Origin of the sequence: Actinocrispum sp. NPDC049592, assembly GCF_040675465.1 — a bacterium.
In the GTDB taxonomy this organism is placed as follows: domain Bacteria; phylum Actinomycetota; class Actinomycetes; order Mycobacteriales; family Pseudonocardiaceae; genus Kibdelosporangium.
This window is the reverse complement of record NZ_JBFAPA010000012.1, coordinates 159,005-183,686: the sequence shown is the minus strand read 5'-3', so window position 1 is coordinate 183,686 and position 24,682 is coordinate 159,005. Positions and strand designations below refer to the sequence as shown.

At 68.4% G+C, this 24,682-nt stretch carries 21 protein-coding genes; 8 read left to right on the top strand and 13 right to left on the bottom strand.

Features of this window, described 5'->3' with window-relative positions; all coding sequences use genetic code 11:
* Nucleotides 1–5: 5 nt before the first annotated feature.
* The gene (locus AB0J95_RS28525; RefSeq protein ID WP_364764214.1) at nt 6–533 is read right to left on the bottom strand and encodes a DUF3887 domain-containing protein; all 528 of its coding nucleotides are present in this window, start codon (nt 531–533) and stop codon (nt 6–8) included.
* A gap of 327 nt (nt 534–860) precedes the next feature.
* Here AB0J95_RS28525 and AB0J95_RS28520 point away from each other — a divergent pair, with 327 nt between their 5' ends.
* Nucleotides 861–2,771, top strand: a complete 1,911-nt coding sequence (locus AB0J95_RS28520) for a potassium transporter Kup (protein WP_364764211.1) — start codon at nt 861–863, stop codon at nt 2,769–2,771.
* Between the two features lie 151 nt (nt 2,772–2,922).
* Here AB0J95_RS28520 and AB0J95_RS28515 read toward each other — a convergent pair whose 3' ends face one another.
* Together AB0J95_RS28515 and AB0J95_RS28510 are read right to left on the bottom strand one after the other, a co-directional pair.
* On the bottom strand, nt 2,923–3,405 hold the full coding sequence (locus AB0J95_RS28515; RefSeq protein WP_364764208.1) for a hypothetical protein: 483 nt from the start codon (nt 3,403–3,405) through the stop codon (nt 2,923–2,925).
* Between the two features lie 348 nt (nt 3,406–3,753).
* Nucleotides 3,754–4,650 carry a LysR family transcriptional regulator gene (locus AB0J95_RS28510; protein WP_364764205.1) on the bottom strand — a complete coding sequence of 299 codons (897 nt, stop codon included), beginning with the start codon at nt 4,648–4,650 and terminating at the stop codon, nt 3,754–3,756.
* 106 nt (nt 4,651–4,756) lie between these two features.
* Here AB0J95_RS28510 and AB0J95_RS28505 point away from each other — a divergent pair, with 106 nt between their 5' ends.
* A complete protein-coding gene (locus tag AB0J95_RS28505; RefSeq protein WP_364764202.1) occupies nt 4,757–5,437 on the top strand; it encodes a type 1 glutamine amidotransferase domain-containing protein in 681 nt (226 codons plus the stop codon).
* Here AB0J95_RS28505 and AB0J95_RS28500 read toward each other — a convergent pair.
* The 6 genes from AB0J95_RS28500 to AB0J95_RS28475 all read right to left on the bottom strand — a co-directional run bounded on the left by AB0J95_RS28500 (nt 5,414) and on the right by AB0J95_RS28475 (nt 14,676).
* Nucleotides 5,414–5,905, bottom strand: a complete 492-nt coding sequence (locus AB0J95_RS28500; RefSeq protein ID WP_364764199.1) for a hypothetical protein — start codon at nt 5,903–5,905, stop codon at nt 5,414–5,416. The genes AB0J95_RS28505 and AB0J95_RS28500 overlap by 24 nt on opposite strands.
* Complete coding sequence (locus tag AB0J95_RS28495; RefSeq protein ID WP_364764196.1) at nt 5,902–6,582, bottom strand: hypothetical protein; 681 nt, start codon at nt 6,580–6,582, stop codon at nt 5,902–5,904. The genes AB0J95_RS28500 and AB0J95_RS28495 overlap by 4 nt, the downstream gene beginning before the upstream one ends.
* Before the next feature lie 52 nt (nt 6,583–6,634).
* Complete coding sequence (locus tag AB0J95_RS28490) at nt 6,635–12,625, bottom strand: ThuA domain-containing protein (RefSeq protein WP_364764193.1); 5,991 nt, start codon at nt 12,623–12,625, stop codon at nt 6,635–6,637.
* Nucleotides 12,626–12,824: 199 nt separating this feature from the next.
* On the bottom strand, nt 12,825–13,643 hold the full coding sequence (locus AB0J95_RS28485) for a hypothetical protein (RefSeq protein WP_364764190.1): 819 nt from the start codon (nt 13,641–13,643) through the stop codon (nt 12,825–12,827).
* Nucleotides 13,640–13,996 (bottom strand): YciI family protein, encoded by a 357-nt coding sequence (locus AB0J95_RS28480; RefSeq protein WP_364764624.1) that lies wholly within the window; start codon nt 13,994–13,996, stop codon nt 13,640–13,642. The genes AB0J95_RS28485 and AB0J95_RS28480 overlap by 4 nt, the downstream gene beginning before the upstream one ends.
* Before the next feature lie 89 nt (nt 13,997–14,085).
* The gene (locus AB0J95_RS28475) at nt 14,086–14,676 is read right to left on the bottom strand and encodes a TetR/AcrR family transcriptional regulator (protein WP_364764187.1); all 591 of its coding nucleotides are present in this window, start codon (nt 14,674–14,676) and stop codon (nt 14,086–14,088) included.
* A 102-nt stretch (nt 14,677–14,778) separates the two neighbouring features.
* On the opposite strand from AB0J95_RS28475, the gene AB0J95_RS28470 reads away from it, so the two are divergent.
* Nucleotides 14,779–15,978, top strand: coding sequence for an alpha/beta fold hydrolase (locus tag AB0J95_RS28470; RefSeq protein ID WP_364764184.1), 1,200 nt, complete (start codon nt 14,779–14,781; stop codon nt 15,976–15,978).
* On the opposite strand, the gene AB0J95_RS28465 is transcribed toward AB0J95_RS28470, so the two are convergent.
* Nucleotides 15,962–16,429 carry a YfbM family protein gene (locus tag AB0J95_RS28465; RefSeq protein ID WP_364764181.1) on the bottom strand — a complete coding sequence of 156 codons (468 nt, stop codon included), beginning with the start codon at nt 16,427–16,429 and terminating at the stop codon, nt 15,962–15,964. The two genes, AB0J95_RS28470 and AB0J95_RS28465, sit on opposite strands and share 17 nt — an antisense overlap.
* A 138-nt stretch (nt 16,430–16,567) precedes the next feature.
* On the opposite strand from AB0J95_RS28465, the gene AB0J95_RS28460 reads away from it, so the two are divergent.
* Nucleotides 16,568–17,626 (top strand): quinone-dependent dihydroorotate dehydrogenase, encoded by a 1,059-nt coding sequence (locus tag AB0J95_RS28460; RefSeq protein WP_364764179.1) that lies wholly within the window; start codon nt 16,568–16,570, stop codon nt 17,624–17,626.
* On the opposite strand, the gene AB0J95_RS28455 is transcribed toward AB0J95_RS28460, so the two are convergent.
* Nucleotides 17,590–18,531 carry a nitrilase-related carbon-nitrogen hydrolase gene (locus tag AB0J95_RS28455; protein WP_364764176.1) on the bottom strand — a complete coding sequence of 314 codons (942 nt, stop codon included), beginning with the start codon at nt 18,529–18,531 and terminating at the stop codon, nt 17,590–17,592. The genes AB0J95_RS28460 and AB0J95_RS28455 overlap by 37 nt on opposite strands.
* A 49-nt stretch (nt 18,532–18,580) precedes the next feature.
* Here AB0J95_RS28455 and AB0J95_RS28450 point away from each other — a divergent pair, with 49 nt between their 5' ends.
* A complete protein-coding gene (locus tag AB0J95_RS28450; RefSeq protein ID WP_364764173.1) occupies nt 18,581–19,486 on the top strand; it encodes a LysR family transcriptional regulator in 906 nt (301 codons plus the stop codon).
* Here AB0J95_RS28450 and AB0J95_RS28445 read toward each other — a convergent pair.
* Both AB0J95_RS28445 and AB0J95_RS28440 read right to left on the bottom strand, forming a co-directional pair.
* Nucleotides 19,471–20,133 carry a response regulator gene (locus tag AB0J95_RS28445; RefSeq protein ID WP_364764170.1) on the bottom strand — a complete coding sequence of 221 codons (663 nt, stop codon included), beginning with the start codon at nt 20,131–20,133 and terminating at the stop codon, nt 19,471–19,473. The two genes, AB0J95_RS28450 and AB0J95_RS28445, sit on opposite strands and share 16 nt — an antisense overlap.
* Nucleotides 20,130–21,731: a sensor histidine kinase gene (locus AB0J95_RS28440; RefSeq protein ID WP_364764167.1), complete on the bottom strand. Its 1,602-nt coding sequence runs from the start codon at nt 21,729–21,731 to the stop codon at nt 20,130–20,132. Before AB0J95_RS28440 ends, AB0J95_RS28445 begins: the two co-directional genes overlap by 4 nt.
* 174 nt (nt 21,732–21,905) lie before the next feature.
* Between AB0J95_RS28440 and AB0J95_RS28435 the strand changes: the two genes are divergently transcribed.
* From AB0J95_RS28435 to AB0J95_RS28425, 3 genes are read left to right on the top strand one after another with little or no spacing between them, the layout of a single operon-like run.
* Nucleotides 21,906–22,718 (top strand): ABC transporter ATP-binding protein, encoded by an 813-nt coding sequence (locus tag AB0J95_RS28435; protein ID WP_364764164.1) that lies wholly within the window; start codon nt 21,906–21,908, stop codon nt 22,716–22,718.
* The gene (locus AB0J95_RS28430) at nt 22,708–23,586 is read left to right on the top strand and encodes an ABC transporter permease (protein WP_364764162.1); all 879 of its coding nucleotides are present in this window, start codon (nt 22,708–22,710) and stop codon (nt 23,584–23,586) included. Before AB0J95_RS28435 ends, AB0J95_RS28430 begins: the two co-directional genes overlap by 11 nt.
* A gap of 17 nt (nt 23,587–23,603) precedes the next feature.
* The gene (locus AB0J95_RS28425; RefSeq protein ID WP_364764159.1) at nt 23,604–24,656 is read left to right on the top strand and encodes an ABC transporter substrate-binding protein; all 1,053 of its coding nucleotides are present in this window, start codon (nt 23,604–23,606) and stop codon (nt 24,654–24,656) included.
* The last annotated feature ends 26 nt before the right edge of the window (nt 24,657–24,682 follow it).

Here is a 24,682-nt window from a genome sequence, read left to right as displayed (position 1 = left end):
GTGAACTACTGGTTCGACGGCCGGATCCAGAGCCCGGCCACCTGCCCCTCGGCGTTGAACGTCACCTGCGCGGTCAACTCGCCCGCCTCGAAGAACAGCGGGACCTGGACCATCGTGAAGTCGCCCGCGCCCCGCGTGAACGGTTCGCCCATCCGCTCGTACTGACCGACCAGGCTCGCGGTCTGTGCCCACACCTGGCCGAGCATGGTCTCGCTGATCGCCTCGAGCATCCGCTCGTCGAAGTCCCGGCGAACGTCCGCCCACCGGCACTCGATGATCGCGACCACAAGGTCCTCCGCGCGCCGGTCGGCGCCGGCCAGCGTGGGCTCGGCCATCGGGCTCCCCGTTCGTGGATCGATCGGACGGCCGAACCGCTGGAAGGCGGCCTGCCGGCTGGTGCCCAGCAGGTCGCCGAGCTCCTGCCAGGTGTGCCCGGCCCGCCTCGCCGCCTCCACGGCCTGCCGGAGCTCGGCTTCCGCGGCACGGACCTTCCGCACCGCGTCGCCGACCCCGGACAGCGGGTCGTTCAGCACGCTGTCAAGACTGGCTTGACGTTCGGCCGGTGTCAAGTCTGGCTTGACGCGTTCGCGCCGCCGCCGGGCCGCGCTGCGGCAGGTGGCGTCGCAGTATCGCCTGATCCGACCGGTTTTGAAGGCTGGTGGGAGCGGGCGGCCGCAGGCTTCGCAGTTCACGTGGCTGAGTCTACCGCACGAAACTCTGATTCGTGCCGTTTTCCGGGTGGCACGAAACTCCGTGACCGGCTGTGATGTCGCTCGTTGTCGGCAGGCTGGGAAGGGACAGCGCCGGTAATCTGCGCGACGACGCGCCGGGTGCGGGCGCGATGCACCAGGAGGAGCGCCGTGTCCGACCACAAGGGCCGGGACAGTGTCCGGCTCGCGATCGTCGTAGGCGCGCTCGGCGTCGTGTTCGGCGACATCGGGACCAGCCCGATCTACACCCTGCAGACCGTGTTCAACCCGGGCGACCCGCATCCGGTGCCGGTCAGCACCGAGAACGTCTACGGCGTGGTGTCGCTGGTGTTCTGGTCGGTGATGATCGTCGTCACGGTCACCTACATCCTGCTGGCCATGCGCGCGGACAACGACGGCGAGGGCGGGATCATGGCCCTGATCACGTTGCTGCGCCGCTGGGGCCGTCAGCAGGGCGGCAGGGCGGCGGTGATCCTGGCCGGGGTGGGCATCTTCGGCGCGTCGCTGTTCTTCGGCGACAGCATGATCACGCCCGCGATCTCCGTTCTGTCCGCTGTGGAGGGTCTGAAGGTCGTCGAGCCCTCGCTGGACACGCTCGTCGTGCCGATCACCGCGCTGATCATCGTGGCGTTGTTCATGGTGCAACGGCGGGGAACCGCGGCGGTGGGCCGGGTGTTCGGGCCGGTGATGATCCTGTGGTTCGTGGCCATCGGCGGCTTCGGCCTGGTGGGCATCGCCCAGCACCCGGACATCCTGAAAGCGCTCTCGCCGACCTACGCGGTGAGCTTTCTCGTCGGCCACTTCGGGATCGCGTTCTTCGCGCTGGCCGCCGTCGTACTCGCGGTGACCGGCGCCGAGGCGCTTTACGCCGACATGGGCCATTTCGGCCGCCGCTCGATCACGCGGGGCTGGATCTTCCTCGTGTTCCCGGCCTGTGTGCTGAGCTACCTGGGCCAGGGCGCGCTGATCCTCAACGATCCCAACAACATCAGCAGCCCGTTCTTCCTGCTGGTACCGGGCTGGGGCCGGCTGCCGATGGTGCTGCTGGCCACCGCCGCGACCGTGATCGCGTCCCAGGCCGTCATCACCGGCGCGTTTTCTGTTGCCTCCCAAGCCGCACAGCTCGGCTACCTGCCGCGGCTGCGGATCGCGCACACCTCCGAGTCCACCATGGGCCAGATCTACGTGCCGTTCATCAACTGGCTGCTGATGGTCTCGGTGCTGACACTCGTGTTCGCGTTCCGGAGCTCGGCCGCGCTGGCGTTCGCGTTCGGCATGGCGGTGACCGGCACGATCACCATCACCACGACGCTGTTCTTCTACGTCGCCCGGCGTCGGTGGGGGACACCTTTGTGGCTGATAGCGATCGGCGCCGCCGTCCTGTTGACCGTGGACCTGCTTTTCTTCGCTGCCAACATGACCAAGCTCATTCACGGCGCCTGGCTGCCGCTGCTGATCGCCCTGATCGCGTTCACCGTGATGACGACCTGGCAACGCGGGCGCGAGATCGTGACCGCCGAGCGCGAGGACGCCGAGGGTTCGCTGAAGGAGTTCATCGCCCTGCTGCGCTCCGACAGGTCACCCGCGTCCCGCGTTCCCGGCACCGCGGTCTTCCTCAACCGTGGCAAGCGAACCGCGCCGCTCGCCATGCGCGCCAACGTCCAGCACAACCACGTGCGCCACGACCACGTGGTGATCATGTCCATCGAGACCGAGCCGATCCCGCGGGTCGCCACGGCCGACCGGATCGTCGTGGATGATCTCGGCTACGCCGACGACGGGATCACTCACGTCACGGCCAAGTTCGGCTACATGGAAACCCCTGATGTGCCAACCGCCCTGCGGCTGCTGGACCCCACCCGGACCGAAGGCCGGCTGAACATCGACGGCGCCTCCTACTTCCTGAGCAAGATCGAGCTCCAGCGCGGCGCCAACCCCACCATGGCCGGCTGGCGCAAGTTCCTGTTCATCGCCACCAGCCACATCACCGCCGACGCGGCCGACCAGTTCGCCCTCCCCAGAGACCGGACCGTGGTGATGGGCTCCCATATCGAGGTCTAGCCATACGTTGCCCAAGATTCGAACATAGCCGCTCCCTGACGGCAGCCATGCCCACCGCACCTCAGGGGACCGTGACGCAACCCAGCCACAAGTACGAGACCAACGAAACTTCCGTCGGAACGCAACCACACCCGAAAATCCGGGGAGGCGGTCAGCGCGCGGTGTGGAAGGCCAGGCCGTCCTTGTCGCAGCCGATGATGCCGGTGCCCTGGGCGCCGGTGTCGGCTAGGCAGGTCCAGCCCTGGACGGTGAGGGTGTGGGCGGTGCCCTCGGACTTGGTGGGGGCGTCCCGGTAGTAGTCCGAGATGATGGTGAAGGCCTCGGTGCAGCCGACGGTGCCGGTCTTGGTGGCCACGGCGATCAGGTCGACCTGCTTGCCGCCGGCCGGGCCGACCTTGCCGGCGCCGTTGGAGCTGCAGTTCACGTCCTTGCCGATGGACTCGGTGGATCCCTTGGGTTTCTGCCCCGCGGGCTTCTGCACGGGCCTGGCGGACGCCGAAGTGGACGGTGAGCTGGTGGCGGTGCTTGTCCCGGTTGTGGTTGTGGTCGTCGCCGGGGCGGCGGCGGTCTGGCTGGAACACGCCGTCATCAGCGCGGCCCCGGCGATGAACATTCCCACGGTCACAGCACGCATCTGGATATCCCCTTACCTGGTTCTCGCGGACCCCTTGCCAGACAAGACGTGCGGTGCGCGCCAGGGTTGCATTCGGACTCCTCAGCACAGCTCACGCTTGAGGACCTTGCCCGCAGTGGCTCGAAGCACTGGTCCAGGATCGGGCCGACATCTGGAACGGCGTACCAGGCTGTGCGGATGGGATCGTCGAAACACAAGGCGTCGTCGGGGCAACGAAGCACGGGTCCAATATGGACCCCTGAGTTGTGAAACACCGCCGTGCATTGGAGTTCCCGCAGTCCACGGCGGATGGTTGGCAGTTTCCCCGCCGGACCACCAGTGCATCGGGCTATCTGGCTCGCCGCTTCTTCACAGTGAGCCCAGTGCGCCGGATCGGGCCATCAGGTGGTCGTGGACCAGGGCGATCGCGGGGATGGTGAGGGCGTTGGTGCGGGTGGCGAGGAAGGAGGTGTTCAGGGGGCCTACCCGGGCCTGGTGGAGGAGTTCGACGGAGCCGGAGGTGAGGGCGGGTTCGGCGATGTACCTGGGCAGGGCGGAGATCCCGGCGCCGGCGATCACCGCGGCGAGGACGGCCCGGAGGTCCGGGACGATCATGGCGGTGGGGTTCGGGGGTTTGTGGCCGAACTCGGTTCGCCAGTAGCGGCGGATGATCGGGAGGGTCTCCGCGTACGCGACCAGGGGGAGGTGCGCGAGGGCGCGGACGGGGTCGGCGGCGAGGCGGGCGGGGTCGATGGTGCGGGCGAGTGGGGGTGGGCCGACCAGGACGAACTCCTCGTCGGCAAACGTTGTCGCGACGATGCCCTTGTGCCGGGGCCGGATGGTGGACAGCACCAGGTCCAGGCGGTCGTTCTGCAGGTCGGCGAGCAGGTCCTCGGTCAGGCCCAGGCTGATGTGCAGGCGCAGGCCGCGGGTGGTCAACGGTGCCAGGGTCGGCACGAGCCGGGCCGCCATGAACTCCGACGGACCGCCGATGCGTACCACGCCGGTCGGCGCGGGTGTGGTGGTCAGTTCGGCGGTGAGCTGGTCGAGGTGCGGGCCCACTCGTGCCGCGAGGTCGTCGCCGGAACGGGTGGGCGTGACCCCGCTGCGGGACCGGACGAACAGCTGAACGCCCAGCTCCTGCTCCAGTTTCGCCAGCTGCCCGCTGACCGCGGGCTGGGTCAGGCCACGCCGAGCCGCCGCCGCGGTGAGCGATCCGCTGCGGTGGATCTCCAGGAACGTGACGAGCAGGTCGAGGTTCGGCATGCAACTCCGCGGCGATAAGAATAGTTATGACCCTGCCGAGCTTAACGGATGATTCCTGATGGAATGGCCGTTGTCGCGATCAAGAGCCAACACGAAGGAGAAGGCAATGGCCAAGGTCCTGATGGTGCTGACCGGCGCGGACCACCTGATCATGTCCGACGGCACCCGGCACCCGACCGGCTACTGGGCCGAGGAGGTCGCCGAGTCGCACCGCATCCTCACCGAGGCGGGCATCGAGATCGACATCGCCACCCCGGGCGGCGCGGAGCCGCCGGTCGACCAGAACAGCGCGAACCCGCCGTTCACCGAGTACCTCGACGGCATCGCCGACCACCTGGCCAAGCCGCTGGTGCTCGCGGATGTGTCCATTGAGGACTACGACGCCGTGTACCTCCCAGGCGGCCACGGCCCGATGACGGATCTGGCCGTGGACAAGGACCTCGCCCGGTTGCTGCGGACGGCCGACGAGGAAGGCAAGGTCATCGCGGCGCTGTGCCATGGTGGTGCGGCGCTGCTCAGCACTGCGGTCGACGGCGAGTTCGCCTTCGCCGGCAGGCGGTTGACCGTGTTCAGCGACGCCGAGGAGCTCAACGGTGGAACGGGCGAGAAGACCCCGTACTTCGTCGAGACCCGGCTGCGTGAGCTGGGTGCGGTCGTGGAGCCGGGACCGCCGTGGTCGCAGACCGTTGTGGTGGACGGCACCCTGATCACCGGTCAGAACCCGCAGTCCAGTGTGGACACGGCGAACCGGGTCGTGGCAGCGCTAGCGAGCCGGGCGTCGGCGTAGCACGAAGAACGCCACACCCGCCAGCACGGCCGGGACGGCGATGGACAAAGTGATCAGCACGGGGTCCGGACCATCATCCACAATGGACGCCGCTGTCCGGACCGGAAGGGCCTTCGAGATCACCGCAACCGATTGCTGCGCCGGGGAAGGGTGCGTGGCGGTCACAGTGACGGTCCACGTGCCGACCGGCAGCGGTTCGGCGCTGGTGTAGAAGGACTGGCCCTCGGCGGAGGCGACCAGCTTGACCGGGCCGATGGTCTTGTTGTCCGACGAGATCGCGGTGTACGTCATGTGCACCTCGTCGGGCACCATGTGACCGTCGTTCTTGTACGTGACGGTGACATTGACGCCCTGACCGCCGTCACCGTGCACGTCGAGCTTGATCGGCCCGCCGTGCGCATGCGCGATCCCGCCGGACAGCAGGAAGGTCAGCACGAACACGAACAGCGCTGCGGCCTTGCGGATCATCGGCTTCCGCTTCCTTCCGGGGAACCGTCGGAGGTGAACGCCCCGCTGCCGGGGTCGGCGGGCAGGAACACGTGCTGGTGGCCGTAGCCGGCGTCGATGTTCACCTGGTCGAGCTGGGTGCTGGCGACCGACCAGGTGGCCACCGCGTTGGTCCGTTGCCGGCCGGCCAGCTCGCGCAGTTCCTTCTGCGCGGCCGGATCGGCGGTCAGCGACAGCGTGTAGGTCTTGACGGCGCTGCCGATCTGGTTGACAGCGGCGGTGAAGCCACCGCGAGCGACGTTGGTCGCGGTGGCTCCGGACGGCGGGTCGGCGAACGCGGCCACGGCTTTGTCCGCGGCCTGTTGCCACCCCGCCACGTCCGCGGCAGCCGCAGGCTGCGGAGCCTTCGCCGGGTCGACCGGCATCGCCGTGGCCATCCGGGTCAGCACGGGCATGAGCTGGTCCCGGGTGGTCCGGGCCAGGGTGGTCAGGTCGGCGACCTGAGCCTTGTCCCTGGCCGCGTCGGCCTGCCGGATCTGGTCGGCGTCCTGCTGGACACTGCTGGGCCTGCCGATCAGGTATCCGGCGAGGAAAAGCAGCGCGCCCACGAGGATGACGCTCACCCAGCTCCGCCAAGGCACAGCGGCCTTCGCGGGCGTGGCTGTCCACTTAGCAGGAGCGGTGGTTCGCTTCGCCATCACGGGAACTCCCTGCCGGGAGGGGCGGGGCCGGGCCCCGCCCCTCGCTGGACTACTTGACTCTTCCGGTAGGACCGGACAAACGGGCTATCAGCGCGTCGGTGTCGCGGACCAGGGTCTGGCGGACCTCGGCCACGGGCACTGTCTGCTGGTTGTTCGCCAGCGTGCGGAACGCCTGCAGTTCCTTGACCGTCTTGGCGTCGTTGCCGTTGGCTTCGGCCTTACGCACCTTGGTCAGCTGGTTCTGCAGTTTGTTCGCGTTCGCCTGGGACAGCCAGCCGACCGCCTTGAACCGGTCCACCAGGTTGCCGACGTCCCTTGTGGACGTGGTGACCCCGAAGGTGACCGTCTGCACGGTCTGGTTCCCGGCCTTGTCCACCGCCGTCACCGACAGCGAGTGGATGGACAGGCCCAGCTCGTAGAGGGCTTGCAGAGTGCCGGACGCATACGCCTTGCCGTCCAGCGACCCGGTCACCGTCTTGATCCCGGAGGTCGAGTCCACGGCCTGCCAACCGATCCGCAGATCCTGGCTGTCGCCGTAGATCTGCCCGTCGGCCACACCCGAGACGAGGACCGTCGGCTTGGTGCCGTCGATCTTCACCGTGGCCGCCTTCTGCGCCTCGACGTTGCCCGCCTTGTCGGCGGAGCGGTACGCCAGGGTGTGCGTGCCATCGCCGGTCACGTTCACCGGCTCGGTGTACGCCTTCCACGGTCCACCGTCGAGCGAGTACTGGGTACTCGCCACCCCGGACGCGCTGTCCGTTGTGGACAATGTCACGGGAACGGTGCCGGGGTTCCAGCCGTCGTCGTTCGGCGCGGCGAACTGGGCGGTGGTCAGCGGCGCGGTGGCGTCCTTGTTCACCGGCAGGCTCCCGGAGAACGTGTTGCCCGCCGTGTCGGTGACCCGGTAGCCGACCGTGTGAGCACCGTCGGCGGCGATGCTGACCGGGTCGGTGTACGCCGTCCAGGCCCCGCCGTCGATGCTGACCTCGGTCTTGGCCACCCCAGAGGTGGCGTCCGCCGCGGTCACCGCGACCGACACGCTGGAGACGAACCAGCCGTTCTGACCGTCCGGCGCCGCCGGGGTCGTCGCGGCCGTGGCCGTCGGCGCGGTCGCGTCCACCTGTACCGCAAGGGTCTTGGCGGCCTCGACGTTGCCCGCCTTGTCCGCGGAACGGTACTGCACCTGGTGGTTGCCGTCGGCGCTGACCGTGAACGGAGCGGTGTACGGCGTCCAGTTGCCACCGTCCACTGTGTACTCCGTGCGGTCCACGCCGCTACCGGTGTCCGTGGCGGTCAACGTGACCGTCACCGGCGTCTTCGACCAGCCCGGCCCGGCCGGGTTGGCGACCGCCGTGGTCACCGGCGCCTCCGCGTCGGCGGGCTGGCCCCACGAGGCGTGGAAGTAGTCGAACTTGGCCGTCTTCGACGCCGTCTGGTTGGCACCGAAGGCGAACAGGCCGACCTTGGCGGAGGCCACCGCGGGGTTGCTCACCGCACCGATCTCGGTCCACACCGAACCGTCCGGTGAGGAGAACCCGTGATAGGTGTTGCCCTGCTTGACCATCCGCAGCCACCACACACCCTGCGTGAGGTTGTTGGCCCCTGGTTGCGGGTCCAGTACCGTGTCGTTCGCCTCACCGCGCAGCTCGATCCGGCGCGTGACCGCCGCACCGGCCGTATTGTCGGTGATGTAATCGAACTTCACGTAGTTCGCGTCGTCGACGTACGCGATCAGCCCCGCCTGCTGGTACTGCTCGTTCAACGCGCTGCCGTCGACCTTCGTCTCCACCGTCCAGTCGCCGCTGGGCGGCGCCTGCAGGGTGAAGTTGTGCGGACCGGTGTTGCCGGTGCCGTAGATGTCGCCGGTCTGCGTGTCGATCTCCAGGTTGCCGCCGGTCACCCGCTCGGTGGTGGGGTCGGGCCGCACGATCGTGGCCCAGCGGCAGGTGTTCAGCGCGGTGCCGTCGAACTCGTCGTTCGGCGACGGCGGGGTGGCGGTGTCGTCCGGCACGAGCTGGAACCAGTCGAACGCCGCGTCCACCACCGGGCGGGTCCCGGTGCTGGCCAGCGACATCAGGCCGATCCGCGGGTTGGTGATGCCCGCGATCAGCTTGTCCGTCTGCGGCATCGACGTCCAGGACACACCATCGGCGGAGTAGGCCGCGGTGATGTGCGTGCCGTCACTGGCCAGCCGGACGTACGCGGTGTCCGGGAAGGCCGCGCCGAGGTTGCCCGTGTTGGACTCGGCCACCTCGTTGGGAACACCCTTCTCCTCGCGGACGAACTGGAAGACCCGCGCGTTCGCGTCGTTGGTGCCCCGCGCCTCCAGCATCATCTTGGCGTAGTTGTCGTCATCGCCGTAGAGCACGAGACCGGCCTGCTGGTAGGCATCCCGTGCCACCATGCTGACCTTGGTGGTCGCCTGCCAGGTGCCCGAAGGCATCGGCTGCAGCACCAGGTTGGGCACCGGTTTGCTGTTGTCGGTGCCGTAGATCTCGGCCAGTGCGGTCGGGATGTGCAGGCTGCCGCCGGACACGGCCAGGTCCTGGTTCTCCCGCAGGACCGTCCACTTGGACCGGTCGAGCGGACCGTCGAACCCATCGGACTTGCCGGACAGGCATGTCGTGTTCGGACTGTCCACAGTGATCGCCACGTGCTCGCTGCGGGACGCACCCTTGGCGTCGGTCACGGTGACCATCGCCTCGTAGTTGCCCGGCACCTGGTAGGTGTAGCTGGCGTCCGGAGTGGACGGTTTCGGCGCGCCCGCGACCCCGAAGTCCCAGGCGTACGTCAACGGCGTGTCACCCTCGGGATCCGTCGCGGTGGCGTGGAAGTTCACCGTCAGCGGGGCGGTTCCACGGGTCGGCGTACCGGACACGGTCACATCGGGCCGCTGGTTGTCGGTGACGCCCTTGCCGAGGAAGTCGACCCAGTTGACGTTGAACAGGCCCCCGTTGTTGCCGCTGCCCGCGGGTTTGCGGGCGACGAAGAACAACGGGCCGCTGCTCGTCGGCGGGTTGCTGAGGTTCAGCGTGACATTGGTGTAGACCTGCCAGTCACCGGTTCCCGGTGCGGTCACCGAACCGATCAGCGGGCCATCGGTGGCGCCGGTGTGCACCTCGATGACGCCACCCGTGCCCGCCGACGCGGTGCGCAACCGGAGCGCGGTCACGTTGGACAGGTTCGTGGGGTCGAACGACCACCAGTCACCGTCCTCGATGGACCCGATGTCCTTGAACCCGCCCTGCGTGTCACTCGCGGTCTCCACCTGCACACCCGGGTTTCCGGTGCCGGTGCCGTCCGCGGTGCGGCCGGTGGCCGCGAAGAACTCGGCCTGCTTGTGCTTGGGCTGCAGGATCGCCTGTGCCCGGCCGGTCAGTGGCGAGGCGCCGCCGGCGCCGCCCTTGTCGGTGTAGGAGGCCTCGAGCACGGCGAACACGTTGTCGCCGTCGCTGTGCCCGGACGACAGCGTGGTCTGGACCGCACCCGAGCACCCGGTGTACTGGTCGAGCGGGTGGCCGTGCGTGTCGTGGCCGAGGATCGACTGCAGCTTGACGTCGGTGCAGTTGATCGTGCCGTCCTCGGGGTCGGTGACCGTGATGCCGAACTTGACCTGGTCACCCCAGTCGAAGAAACCACCGTTCGGCGGCAGGTTCAGCGTTACCGTCGGCGCGCTGTTGCCCACCACGACCGGCACGTTCGCCGTAGCCGTCCGGCCACCAGGGTCGGACACCGTCAGCGTGGCGCTGAAGTTCCCGTTGTTCTGGTAGGTGAACGTGGGGTTGGCCTCGGTGGAATCGGTGGTGCCGTTGCCATCGAAGTCCCACGCGTACGTGACCGGCGTGCCGTCGGGATCCCGTGAACCGTCACTGGAGAAGTGGACGGTCAACGGTGCCGGCCCGGATGTCCGGTCCGCACTGGCTTTCGCGATCGGCGCCCGGTTGCCCTGCACGTAGTCGATCCGGTAGACGCCCGAGTCGGTGTTGTCGCCACCGAAGCCGGACCCCCACTCGATCAGGTACAGCGCGCCGTCCGGGCCGAACTTCATGTCCATCGGCTTGAGGAAGCTGAACGAGCCGAAGATGGAGTTGATGTCGACCAGCTTGCTGCCGTCCTCGTTGAGCTGGAACGAGTACAGCTTGTTCTGGTTCCACTCGCCGAAGATCGCCTTGCCGTCCCAGTAGGCCGGCCACTTGCGGCTGGAGTTCAGCGCCGCGTCGTACCGGTAGACCGGGCCCGCCATCGGCGCGCCACCGCCGCCCAGTTCGGGGAACGCGGGGTCGGGCGAGTAGTGGTAGTAGACCATCGCCGGCAGCGCCGGGGGCAGGTTGGTCATACCGGTGTTGTTGGGGGAGTTGTTCACCGGGTTCGCGCAGTCGAACGCCGCACCCGAGACACCGGTGGCGAAGTCGTAGTCGTTGTAGGCCTTGTTGTTGCCGACGCAGTACGGCCAGCCGTAGTTGCCCGGCTGGTTCAAGATGTCCCACTCGACGGTGTTCTCCGGGCCGCGGGTCGCGCTCGGGTTGCCGGCGTCCGGGCCGTAGTTGGCGACCAGGAGCTTGTGCGTCTTCGGGTCGATGCCGATCCGGAAGGGGTTGCGGAACCCCATCGCGTAGATCTCCGGGCGGGTCTTGTCCGTGCCCGGCGCGAAGAGGTTGCCCGCCGGGATGGTGTAGGTCCCGTCCGGCTGCGGGTGGATGCGCAACACCTTGCCGCGCAGGTCATTGGTGTTGCCCGCGGTGCGCTGGGCGTCCCAGGAGGACCGGCCGGCGCGTTCGTCGATCGGGGTGTAGCCGTCGGACGCGAACGGGTTGGTGTTGTCGCCGTTGGCCAGCCAGAGGTCGCCGGTCTGCTTGTCGAACACCATGCCACCCCCGTGGTGACAGCATTCCGCGCGCTGGACCGGCACTTCGAGCACGGCCTTCTCGCTGGCCAGGTCGAGGGTGGAGTCGGCCTTCACGGTGAACCGGGACAGCCGGTCGACGTCCTTGCCGTTGGGGGAGTAGTAGAGGTAGATCCAGTTGTTCGTGGCGAACCCGGGATCGAGGGTGACGCCGAGCAGGCCGCTCTCGTTGGCGGTGAACACATCCAGGTGCGCCGCGGTCGCGACGCCCCCGGTCGGCCGGATCACCTTCACGTCACCGAGCCGGTCGATGTAGAACACCCGCCCGTCCGGCGCGATGTCCAGCATCATCGGGTTGGACGTGTTGTCGTCCAGGGTGACCTTCTCGAAGCTCTTGTTCAGCGAGGCCGAGCAGTCCGCCGGGACGACGCCCGCCGAGGTCTGGATCCCGCCCAGGATCAGGTGCAGGAAGTTCGGCTCGGTGTAGCTCTCCTTGGTGTGCCCCAGACCGGTGTACCAGGAGCGGCCGCCGTCGTAGTCCTGGCACCAGGTGTCGGGGTGGTCGGTGCCCATCGTGCCGCCGGTGTAGGACCGTTCGTCCAGCGAGGTCAGCACGTGCACGTTGGCGCGCGGGTTGGTCTGGTAGTCGTACCACTCGTCGAACCGCGACCACGTGGTCGGCAGGCCCTGCGTCGACGGGTGCGCGGGGTCCTCGACCTTGACGGTGGCCTGTTGCGGGGCCGGGTGCTGCTTGAAGTAGGCGCCGACCAGTCCGCCGTACCAGGACCAGGCGTACTCGGTGTCGGCCGCGGAGTGGATACCGGTGTAGCCGCCGCCGGCGCGGATGTAGCGCTCGAACGCGGCCTGCTGGGTGTCGTCCAGGACGTCACCGGTGGTGGAAAGGAAGATCACGACCTGGTACTTCGCCAGGTTGGTGTCGTTGAAGGCGGCCGAGTCCTCGGTCGCGTCGACGGTGAAGTTGTGCTCCTGCCCCAGCTTCTGGATCGCCGCGATGCCGTCCGGGATGGAGTCGTGCCGGAAGCCCGCGGTCTTGGAGAACACCAGCGCCTTGAACGCCTGATCCGCGGCGGGCGCCGCGGCCGCCGTTGCGGCGGTCGTCGCCGGTAAGGCGGCGAGTACGACCGCGACGGCAGACATCACCCGTCTGCTCGCGGCCGCCATCCTTCTGCCGAACATCTACTCTCCCTGCTTCGGGTGTGACAGCGTTGTTCCCCCGAAATGCGCGGAATGTCCGCGGCTCCTCCCTCCGTCCCCAGAGCCCGCGCCCAGCAATTAGTCCATTGCCTGAACCAATTAACGGCACGTGGGAGCACGCGTCAAGAGTTGCCCCGAAGTTTCCTCCGGGTTGCCGATTTCGTTCAGCAGCTGAACAAAGTCAGTCCTGAGTGGACTCGAAGGTGCGCAGCGCGGCGCCGGTCGCGGCGGCCACGGTGACCTCGAAGATGGCGTCCTCGCTGTGCCCGGCCTCGCGCAGGGCCTCGACGTCGGCGTCGGTCACCCGGTAGGAGGCGTCGCGAACGGTCTTCGCGTAGCCGCCCCAGACATCGCCGGTGGCCGCGGTTCGTCGCGTTGTCAGATCGGTGACGCCGGGGCCTTCGAAGACCGAGTACCTGAGATCGGCGATCGGGTCGCCCGTCCTGCGGCCGCCTTCGGCGAGCAGGAAGGCGGGGAACCGGTAGCCGAATCGATGCAGGTTCTTCGTGCCGGTCTCCAGCTGGCCCGGCCGCAGCTGGAATCCGAACGCGTTGGCCAGCCGGTTCACGATGCCCCAGACCAGGTTCACCCGCAGCGCCTGCTGAACCGCTTCCGCTGGCAGGTCGGTGTCGGCGTGCCTGCCCTGGTTGCGTTCGCTGAGGAACTTCGCGATGGCCAGGACCTCGGGCCGCTGCCGGTCGAGGCCGATCTCGCCCCGCGAGGCGAGGCCGACCAGGTGAGCGTGCGTGTCGACGCAGAACGGGCACTCGTGGGTACGGGCGATCGACATCGCCAGGAACTCGCGTTCACCCGCGGTCCAGAACGACGGGCCGCGCATCGCGGGCGCGGTCAGGTCCAGCAGCGGGCGGGTCATGAACCCGGGGCGGTACAACAACGTCCGCACGATGTCCGGCGTGTCCACCCGAGACATCGCGGCGGTGGCGCCCATGAACAGCTTCGCCCGCAGCCGGTGCCCGTGGTCGAGGATCTCCAGCCTCATGCGCTGTGCTCGGCGAGGCCGGGGATGCCGGCGACCGGGCGGACCTCGATCGACCCGACCTCGGCCAGCGGACACATCCCCGCGAGTTCCACCGCCTCCTCGAACGTCTCGCAGTCGAGCAGGTAGTAGCCGCCGAGGTGCTCGTGTGTCTCGGTGAACGGTCCATCGGTGACCAACGTCCGCCCCTCGCGGACCGTGACCGTGCGGGCCGTGCGCTCGGCCTCCAACGGGTGCCCGGACACAAACACTCCGCGCCGCCGCAGCTCGTCGGCGTACGAGTTCACCCGCTTGAGCGCCTCCTCGAACCCGGGCTCCCCGGGCTTGGGCGGCTCACAGTTGTAGATCAGCAGCATGTAGTACACGCCAAACCTCCATCCACCAGTACCGGTCGACAGAATGACGATCAGCATCCCACCAACTCGACATCCCGGCTGGAGAAGTCTCACGCCAGGAAGGCGGCGACGGTCTTGTCGGTGAGGCGGTCGAGGTAGCCGGCCGGCAGGGGGGTGTGGATGGCGGTGAGGCGCCAGTAGAGGGGGCCGGCCAGGAAGTCCAGGCAGAGGTCGATGTCGGTGTCGTCGGGGAGTTCGCCGCGGGCGATGGCGCGGTGCAGGAGCTCGGCGGCCTTGGCGCGGCGGGGGTCGCGGACGGCGGAGAGCAGGGCTTCGGCCAGGTCGCCGGCTCGGTTGGCCTCGGCCAGCAGGTCCGGGACGATCTTGGCGACGAGGGGGTGCTGCAGGGCCGCGCGGGCGTTGGCCAGGTACTCGCGGACGTCGCCGCGCAGTGAACCGGTGTCGGGCAGGTCGATGGCGGCGATCGCGACGGCGGAGATCAGCTCGACGGCCATCCGGTCCTTGGAGTTCCAGCGGCGGTAGATGGCCGCCTTGCCCACGCCCGCGCGGCGGGCGACGGCGTCGACGGACAGCCGGCCATAGCCGTTGTCCGCGAGTTCTTCGAAGAACGCGCCTGCGATGGCCTCGGTGACGTCGTCCTGCAGCACCGCGTTGCCCGCCGGCTGTCGTCGAGAGGTCATGAGGCGAGCGTAACAGGGGAACGGAACGGTTGCGTCTCGCCGTCCACCCGCGCTATCGTAAGGACGATACGGTTCCGTTCCATCGCAACAAGTGAGGTCACCATGAAGTTCCTGTTCGACGACGAGTCCTTCTCGTTCGAAACCCTGCGGGCCGCCGGGTTCGCCAACTACGGCGGCGCGGACCTCGGCGAGGTCGTGGCCACCGCCGGGCGCATCCCGGAGGGCGACGAGACCGCCTGGCACCGCGAGTGGAAGGCGACGGCCGGGCGCGCCGAGGCGGCCGGCCGGGATTCGCTCCACAATGGACACTCGGTGAGCGCTCGTGAGGCCCTGCTCAGGGCCTCGAACTACTACCGCACGGCCGAGTTCTACCGCCGGGACGACCCGTTCAACGACCCCGAAGTGGCCGAACTGTCCGGCAAGTCGCGCGAGACCTTCGTGACCGCCGCCGGCCTGTTCGGCTTCGGCTTCGAGGAGATCGAGATCCCTTACGAGGACACGACTCTGCCTGGCTACCTCTACCTCGTGGACGACCAGCCGCGGCCGACCGTGATCTACAACAGCGGCTACGACTCGACCCTGGAGGAGTCCTACTTCGCCATCGCCGCCGCCGCGCTCGCCCGCGGCTACCACGTGCTCGCGTTCGACGGCCCAGGTCAGGGGGCCGCGCTGCGCAAGCAACGCCTGGTGTTCCGGCCCGACTGGGAGGCCGTGATCACACCGGTGCTCGACTACACGCAGACCCGCCCGGAGATCGGCGAGACGGCGTTGTTCGGCTACAGCCTCGGCGGTTACCTCGTCGCGCGGGCCGCCGCGTTCGACCAGAGGCCTGCCGCGGTGATCCTGGACGACGGCATCTTCGACTTCCACGCCGCCATCCGCGACTCCGTGCCGCCTTTCGTGGCCCAGTGGATGAACGAGGGCCGCGACGACGTCACCCTGCCGGTGCTGCAGTTCTTCATGTCGGTCAACACCCAGATCCGGTGGGCGATGCGCAACGGCGTGTGGGCCATGGGAGTGGACACCTACGCCGATCTGGAGCGCGCGTTCAAACTGTACACATTGGACGGTGTGGCCGACCGGATCACCGCGCCGGCCCTGGTCCTCGACGCCGAGAACGACCAGTTCTTCAAGGGACAGCCGGAGAAGGCCGCCGAGGCGATGACCAGCGCCAAGACCACCTTGGTCCGGCTGAAGGAGGCCGACGGCGCGGGCGAACACTGCCACATGGGCGCGATGTCCCGAGCGCACCAGATCATCTTCGACTGGCTGGACGAGACCCTGGCTACTGGTCGACGGTGAAGATCACGGCCCGTCCGGTGCCGGCCACCTGCTCGAAGAACCTTCGCAGATCGACGAAGTTGGTCCAGACGTACTGCAGGTCCTCGGTGAGGTCCAGCGTGACGAGCCGTTGCCAGAACCACTGCTCGGTGAGCGGGCCGAGGGCATGCGCGACGTCCCCGACCTGCTCGGGCGTCAGGTAGCCGACGAAGTAGTCGTCCCCGGCGTCCACCTGCATCCCGCCGAGAATCGCATGGGACAACGGGTAGTCGCCGCCGGTGGTGTTCAGTGTGCCGTCCGACAGGCACCGGTGGATGGTGTCCCAGGCCTTGTCGGTGTCCATCAGGTCGGCCTCCGCCGCACCCTCCTCGATCCGCGCGACCACGTCGAGGACCTCGTCCGGGTCAGCGGCGTCGAGCAACGCGTCCTCCTGCTCGACGGTCAGCGCGAAGTGGACGCCAAGGCTCGTCATGCGCCTATCTTCACCCGCCACAGGCCGATCGGACGATAGACGCGGCATCACATGCACATGCTGAACCGGGACCGTTGTGTTGAGCAGCGGTCCGGCCGGCGACCCGCCAGGGGTTGACGGCTGGAGTTGGCTGGGTGCATGGGTGTCTATCGGCGGGTGGTCCGGCCGGTGCTGTTCCGGGCGGATCCGGAGTGGATCCACGACCGGTCGATCCGGCTGGCGGGCTGGGCGGGTTTCGCTGCCCGCGCGATGGCTCCCTGTTTCGCCACGGATGATGACCGTCTGAAAGTGACAGTCGGCGACCTGCGGTTCAGCTCCCCGTTGGGGCTGGCCGCGGGCTTCGACAAGAGCGCCCGCGCGGTGCCTTTCCTGGCGGCGCTGGGGTTCAGCCACGTCGAGGTCGGCTCGGTCTCGGCCCGGCCCTCGGCGGGCAACCCCAGGCCGCGGTTGTTCCGGTTACCGGCACAGCAAGGGATCATCGTGAACTACGGCCTGCCCAACGACGGCGCCGACCAGGTGGCCACCCGTCTTGCCAAGTCGACGGCACCCGTAGGGGTCAACGTGGTGAACACCAACTACGGTCCCGACGCCCCAGAAGCATCCGACGACGAGATCCTCGACGACTACGTGCACACCGTCACTCGCCTACAGGACCTGGCGGGCTATTTGTGCCTCAACCTGAGTTGCCCGAACACCAGGGATGGCCGAGGGTTCTTCCAGGACCAGGGCCGTCTGCGGGCGCTGCTCGACCGGCTCGCCGATCTCGGTGTGCGCAAGCCGCTGTTCCTCAAGGTCGCCGCCAATGCCGACTTCGACCCCTTGCTCGCCACCGCAACGGAGTTCGGCTTCGTCACCGGCTTCGCCGTCAACCTCGCACCCGGCAAACCGCAGGGTGTCCGCTCCGGCCACCCCGGCGCGGTCTCCGGAAAACCCGCCGAACCCGCTGCCGACAAAGCGATCCGCGACCTCTACCGCCGGATCGACCCCGCCCGCCACACGATCATCGGTTCCGGCGGGGTCTTCACCGCGGCGGACGCCTACCGCAAGCTCCGCCTCGGCGCGACCCTCGTCCAGTTGCTCACATCACTCGTCTACGAAGGCCCGGGGATCGCGCGATCCATTACGAGAGGCCTGCCGGACTTGTTGGCACGGGACGGTTTTCAGCGTGTCTCCGAGGTGGTCGGTGTCGATGCCTGAGCCGCGGCTACGGTGACGCACGGAGTTTCGTTGACGCGCAACGTGAACACGTCGGGCCGGGCGTAGTGGCCGACCGGGTCGAAGTCGAACCGGGCGCGGGCCAGGTCGTCCAGGTCGGCCTCGGCGGTGAGGATGCCTTCGCGGTCGCGTAGTGGTCCGGCGAGGACCTCGCCGAGGGGTGACACGATGACCGAACCCCCGTTGATCAGCACCTCCTCGGGACCGGTGTCCCCGCGCAGGTCGGCGGGGAGGGCGTCGCGGCGCATGAACTGGGTGGCGCCGAGCACGAAACAGCGGCCCTCCAAGGCGATGTGCCGCATGGTGGCCTGCCAGGAGTCGCGATCGTCCACTGTGGGCGCACACCAGAGGTCGACACCCTTGGCGTACATGGCGGTCCGGAACAACGGCATGTAGTTCTCCCAGCACACGGCCGCGCCGATCCGGGCCTTGCCGGTGGAGATCACCGGCATGGTGGACCCATCGCCCTGGCCCCACAGGTAACGCTCGGCGGCGGTCGGCATCAGCTTGCGGTGCAGGCCCTCGTACCCGTTGGGGCCGAAGAACAACGCCACGCAGTACAGCGAGCCGCCGGACCGCTCGACCGCGCCGACCACCGCGTGACAGCCGATCTCACGGGTGACCTCGGCGAGCCGAGCCACCTCAGGCCCGGGAACCTCGATGGCCGCCTCGAAGTACCGGCGGAACAGGTCGCGGCCTTCGGGCGTGCGGTTGCCGACCGTGATCCCGAAGTCCTGGCCCTTCGGATAACCGCCGATGAACGCCTCGGGCAGCACGACCACCTCGGCCGAGGCCGTGCGGATCAAGTCCTCGGCGCGGTCGACGGCGGTTTCGGTGTCGAACAGCGGGGCAGCGGCCTGGACGACGGCGACGGTCACGGTGGTCATGGGAGAAGGCTAGAAATCCCGGCCATCATCCAGCAAACTGAACTTCGCGATGATCGACATCTATGAGACCGAATTCCGGAAGGCCGACCTGAACCTGCTGGTCGTCTTCGCGGCGCTGTTCCGCGAGCGCAGCGTGACCAGGGCGGCCGCGGCGCTGCACCTGAGCCAGGGCGCGACCAGCGCGGCGCTCGGCCGGCTGCGAAAGCTGTTCGACGACGAGCTGTTCACCCGCACGAGGACCGGCATCGAACCCACCCGCCGCGCCATCGACCTGGCCAGACGCATCGAACCGGCACTCGGGATGATCCACGGCGCGGTGACCGCCCAGGAGGGTTTCACCCCGGAGAACGGCCGGTTGTTCACCCTCGGCATGTCCGACGACCTGGAGGCCGCGCTCCTGCCACGGCTGCTCGCCGCGACCGCGGAACTGCCGGGGATCCGCCTCGCGGTCCGGCAGGCCAACCGCAACACGGTCGCCGACATGCTCGACCAGGGCGAGATCGACCTCGGCATCGCCGCCGCGCCCGCGCACGGCCCGGACCACCGCACGCGGACCCTGTTCACCTCCGGTTACAGCTGCCTGTTCAACCCGCGCCTGCTGCCGTTGCCAGTGCCGCTCAGCCTGGACGACTACCTGGCCCACCCGCATCTGCTGATCTCGTTCGACGGCCGTCGCGGCATCGTCGACGACGTGCTCGACCCACGCGGCCTGACCAGGCGGATCATCGGCTCGACCACGCATTTCGCCGGCGCCGCGATCCACCTGTCGTGCCTGCCCGCGCTGGCGACGCTGCCGACCCACGCGGCCGAGGTCTTCGCCGAGGCCATGAACCTGACCGTCGCCGACCCGCCGATCCCGATGCCGGAATACACGGTCTCAACGATCTGGCACGCCAGCGCCTCGCACGACCCCGCGAACACCTGGCTGCGCGAACTGGTTCAGTCGATCCACTGATACTCGTGCTCGGGCCGCCCGGTGGTGCCGTAGCGCAGGGTCATCGTGGCGCGGCCGTCCTGGGCGAGCCCGGTGAGGTAGCGCTGGGCGGTGGCGCGGGCGATGCCCAGCTTGGCCGCGATCTCCGCTGCTGAGGCCGGGTTTCGGTGCTCGCGGAGTTCCTCGGCGACCAGCCTGGCTGTTGCGGACGACCTGCCTTTCGGGGTTTCCTTGCGGTCACGCTCATGCAGCAGGCGAACGGCGCGGTCGATGTCGGCCTGGGTGGCCGTTCGGTCGCTTGAGGACAGTTGAGCGTGGTAGCGGGCGTAGGCGTGCAGCCGTTCTGCCAGATCCTCCGCGTCGAACGGTTTGACCAGGTAGTTCAGCGCGCCCGCGGCGAAGGCGGCGCGGACGGTCGGCACGTCCGAGACCGCCGTCAGCATGATCACGTCCACAGTGGTGTCCCGGAGGAACAGCAGGCCGGACTCGCCGGGCAGATAGTTGTCCAGCAGCACCAGATCGGGCCGGACCTCGTCGAGCAGCGTCCTGGCCTTGGCGGCGGTGTGGGCCATGCCGACCACCCGGAACCCCGGCACCCGGCGGACGAACTCGGCGTGCAGGTTGGCCACGCGGATGTCGTCCTCGACGATCAGCACCCGGATCGTCACAGCCCCTCCTTGACGGCCATCGCCGGTTCGAGCACGTGTGGCAGCTGGGCCAGGAACAACGCGCCCCGGCCGTTCCCGCCCGGGTCGGCGAGCCGGACGTCCCCGCCGAGGCTGCGGGCGGCCTGCAGGGTCAACGCCAGACCCAGCCCACCGTCATCCTTTGTGGACACACCCTCGGTGAACACGGTGTCCTGCAGGCCCTCCGGTACGCCATCGCCGGTATCGGTCACGGCGACGTGCAGGGTGGTGTCGTCGGCGAGCAGGTCGACCTCCACTTCGGCTGGACGCCGTTCGCCGCGCCGGGCGGCTTCGAGGGCGTTGTCGACGAGGTTACCGACCACTGTGGTCACTTCGACCGGAGCGACCACTTTGGACGGTACCCAGCTGCCGCCGCCGACCTTGAGCCGCACGCCCAGCCCGGCGGCGGTGGTCGTCTTCGCACACAGGAACGCCTGCAGGTACGGATCGTTGATCAGGTCACCGGCCGGGCCGAGCATGGTGATCGTGCCCGCGGACATCGCCTTGAGGTAGTCGTCGGCCTCGGTGTAGTGCCTGGTCTGGATCAGGCCGGACAACGTGTGCATGCGGTTGGCGAACTCATGTCGTTGCGCCCTCAGGGCATCGGTGAGCTCACGGGTGGAGTCCAGTTCGCGGGTCAGGGTTTCCAGGTCGGTGCGGTCTCGCAGGGTCAGCACGCCACCCAGGTCGATGCCGTCCTTGCGGACCTCGCGGTAGTTGGCCACCAGCACCCGATCCCCGGCGACCGTGACGAGATTGTCCACGCGCTCACCGGATTCCAGGGCCGCGCGCAGCCTCGGCGGCAGCTGCAGCTCCGCCAGGGGAGTGCCGGCCGCGGCGTCGAGATCCAGCAGGCGGCGGGCCTCGGAGTTGCACACCGAGACGCGGCCCTCGGTGTCGAGGGCGAGCACGCCTTCGCCGATCCCGTGCAGCACGGCCTGGTGCTCCTGCATGAGTTCGGCCAGCTCATGGGGTTCCAAGCCGAGGGTCCGGCGCTTGAGCAGCCGGATCAGCAGCAACGCGCCGCCGACGCCGAGCAGCAGCGCGACCCCGCTGAACCCGATGCCCAGCCACAACTGCTTGCTCTGCGCCGCGTCGATCTCGGCCGCGTCGATGCCCAGGCTGACCTCGCCGACGATCTTGCCGGTGTGGTCGCGCAGCGGGACCTTGCCGCGGGCGGACAGTCCGAGCGTGCCGCGCTCGATGTTGGTGACCTCCTGCCCGGCCAGCGCCGCAGTCGGGTCGGTGCTCACCAGCTGGCCGATCTGGTCCGGGTTGGGGTGCGCGAGCCGGATCCCCTTCTCGTCGGTGACCACGACGAACAGCGCTCCGGTCGCCAGCCGCGCCCGTTCGGCCTTGTCCTGCACCAGCGGCTGCCGGTCGGCGGCCACCGCGTCGCCCAGGTCCACATCGGAGGCGACCACCCGGGCCATGCCCAGCGCCCGCTGCTCGTACTGGCTGCTCAGCTGGCTGCTCTCCAGCCAGACCGCCAGCACCGTGCCCACGCACAACACCAGCGCCAGCAGGCCGATCTGCAGGACCAGCACCTGGCGTAAGAACGGCATCCTTGCCCGCGCCATGGCCAAGACGGTACGGCCTTGCCCGGCCGAACCCAAGATGAGCAAAACGCGCAAAACGAGGAAAACATTCGTTGCGCGAACAACGCGGCAAAGCATTGGGAAGTGACCGGCCGCACATACGGTTCTCGGCCAAGTACCCGTGTCCGCAACCTTACACAACAATGGAGTTGGCCGATGGCACAGGAAACTCCCCTGATCGAGCTGCGGGAGGCGACCAAGCGCTTCCCGACCGGGTCGGGCGGGACGCACACCGCCGTCCGTGATCTCACCCTCAGCCTGCGGCGGGGGGAGTTCGTCGCGGTGGTCGGCCCGACCGGGTGCGGCAAGTCGACCATGCTGTCGCTGGTGTCCGGCCTGGAGCCGGCGTCCGCGGGCCGGGTCCTGGTGGACGGCAAGGATGTCCGGGGCATCCCGGACGGAATCGGTTACATGTTCCAGAACGACGCCGTGCTGCCGTGGCGGTCGGTGCTGGACAACGTCGCCGCCGGGCCGCGCTACCGCGGCGTGGCCAAGTCGGCCGCGCGTGAGAAGGCCCGGGACTGGGTCCGCCGGGTGGGTCTCGGCGGGTTCGAGAACTACTACCCGCACCAGCTGTCCGGCGGTATGCGCAAACGCGTTGCCCTGGCACAGACTCTGGTGAACGAGCCGTCGATCCTGTTGATGGACGAGCCTTTCAGCGCCCTGGACGTGCAGACCCGCGCGTTGATGCAGGACGAGTTGCTGCGGCTGTGGTCCGGCACTGGTGCCGCGGTCGTGTTCGTCACGCACGACCTGGAGGAGTCGGTGGCGCTGGCCGACCGGGTGGTGGTGATGACCAGCAGCCCGGCCACGGTCAAGGCGTCGTTCGACGTGCCGCTGGAACGGCCGCGCCAGGTCGAGGAAGTGCGCCTGACCCGTCAGTTCCTGGACATCTACCGGGAGATCTGGGAGTCGCTGCGCGAAGAGGTCGAGAAGGCAAGGGAGAGCCAGGTGCGCCATGTCGCATGAGGTCGTGGAACAGACGGCGATAACGTCCACAAAGGACGCCGAGGAGCCGGTCGGCCGCACCGCGCGGCAGGCGTGGCGGCGGCGCCGCTGGGCGGTGTGGGCGATCCGGGTCGCGCTGATCGTGGCCTGGCTGGTCAGCTGGGAGCTGACGGCGACCTACCTCATCGACCCGTTCTTCTACTCCAAGCCCAGCGCGGTGTGGAACCGGCTGGTCGAGTGGTTCTCGGTCGGCACGAGCCAGGGCACCATCTGGGACCAGATCGTGGTGACCCTGCAGGAGGCCGTGCTCGGGTTCCTGCTCGGCGCCTTGGCCGGCGTCGTGCTCGGGATCCTGCTGGGACGCAGCCGGTTGCTGGCCGACATCTGCGCGCCGTTCATCAAGGCGGCCAACGCGGTGCCGCGCATCGTGCTGGCCTCGCTGTTCGTGATCTGGTTCGGGCTGGGCATGTCGTCCAAGGTCGCCACCGCGTTCGTGCTGGTGTTCTTCGCGGTGTTCTTCAACGCCTTCCAGGGTGCCCGCGAGGTTGACCGCAACCTGATCAACAACGCCCGGATCCTGGGCGCGGGCCGGTTGCAGGTGCTGACCTCGATCGTCGTGCCGAGCGCGACCTCGTGGATCCTCGCCTCGCTGCACTCGGCGTTCGGGTTCGCCCTGATCGGTGCGGTGGTCGGTGAGTTCACCGGCGCCGACCGCGGCCTGGGCCTGTTGATCAACCGTTCGCAGGGCACGTTCGACGCGGCGGGCATCTACGCGGGGATGATCGTGATCACGGTGATCGCCCTGCTCGCCGAATGGCTGCTCACGTTGGCGGAGAACCGCCTGCTCAAGTGGCGGCCGCCGGCAGCGAGCGCCGAAGTCCAGATCTGACACCAGGAGTTGTGCACATGAGGACACAGACACGAGCGATCATCGTCCTGGCGGCCGCGGTGGCCCTGGGTGTGACGGGCTGCCGTTCGTCGGCTGGTGGCGGGACTGGCGCCCCGGCGTCGAGCGGTGGCGTGACCGACGTGAAGATCATGGTCGGCGGCGTGGAGAAGGTCATCTACCTGCCCGCCAAGCTGACCGACCAGCTGGGCTACTTCAAGGAGCAGGGCCTCAACGTCCAGATCCTGACCGAACCGGCGGGCGCCACGGCGGAGAACTCCCTGATCTCCGGCGACGTGCACGGCGTGGTCGGCTTCTACGACCACACGATCGACCTGCAGGCCAAGGGAAAGTGCATCACCAGCGTGGTGCAGATGGCCGATGTCCCCGGCGAGGCGGAAGTCGTTGCCACCAAACAGGCTTCGACGATCAAGAGCGCGGCGGACTTCAAGGGCAAGAAGCTCGGCTTCACCAGCCCGGGTTCCTCGACCGACTTCCTGACCCAGTACCTCGCGACGAAGAGCGGCGTGGCCACCAGCGAGTACACCGGCGTGAAGGCGGGCGCGGGCCAGACGTTCATCGCGGCCATCGACAACGGCGGCATCGACGCGGGTATGACGACCGATCCGACCATCGCCCAGCTGGTGGACTCCGGCAAGGCGAAGGTCATGCTGGACATGCGAACCGAGGACGGCACCAAGGCGGCCCTCGGCGGCCTCTACCCGGCGAGCTCGCTCTACATGGACTGCGCGTTCGTGGAGAAGAACAAGGAGACGGTCCAGAAACTGGCGAACGCACTGGTGAAGACCCTCGGCTTCATCAACTCGCACACCGCCGCCGAGATCGCCGCGAAGATGCCGCCGGACTTCGCGGGCGGCAACCCGGCCCTGTACGAGAAGAGCATCAACGACACCAAGGGCATGTTCAACCGGGACGGCAAGATGAAGGCCGAGGGCGCCAAGAACGTCCTCGAGGTGCTGGCCCAGTTCTCGCCGAGTGTGAAGCCCAAGAAGGACTCCATCGACCTGACGAGGACCTACACCACCGAGTTCGTCGGCAAGGCGGCCCAGTAGTCCCTTTGCCTGCGCGGTGATCGAGG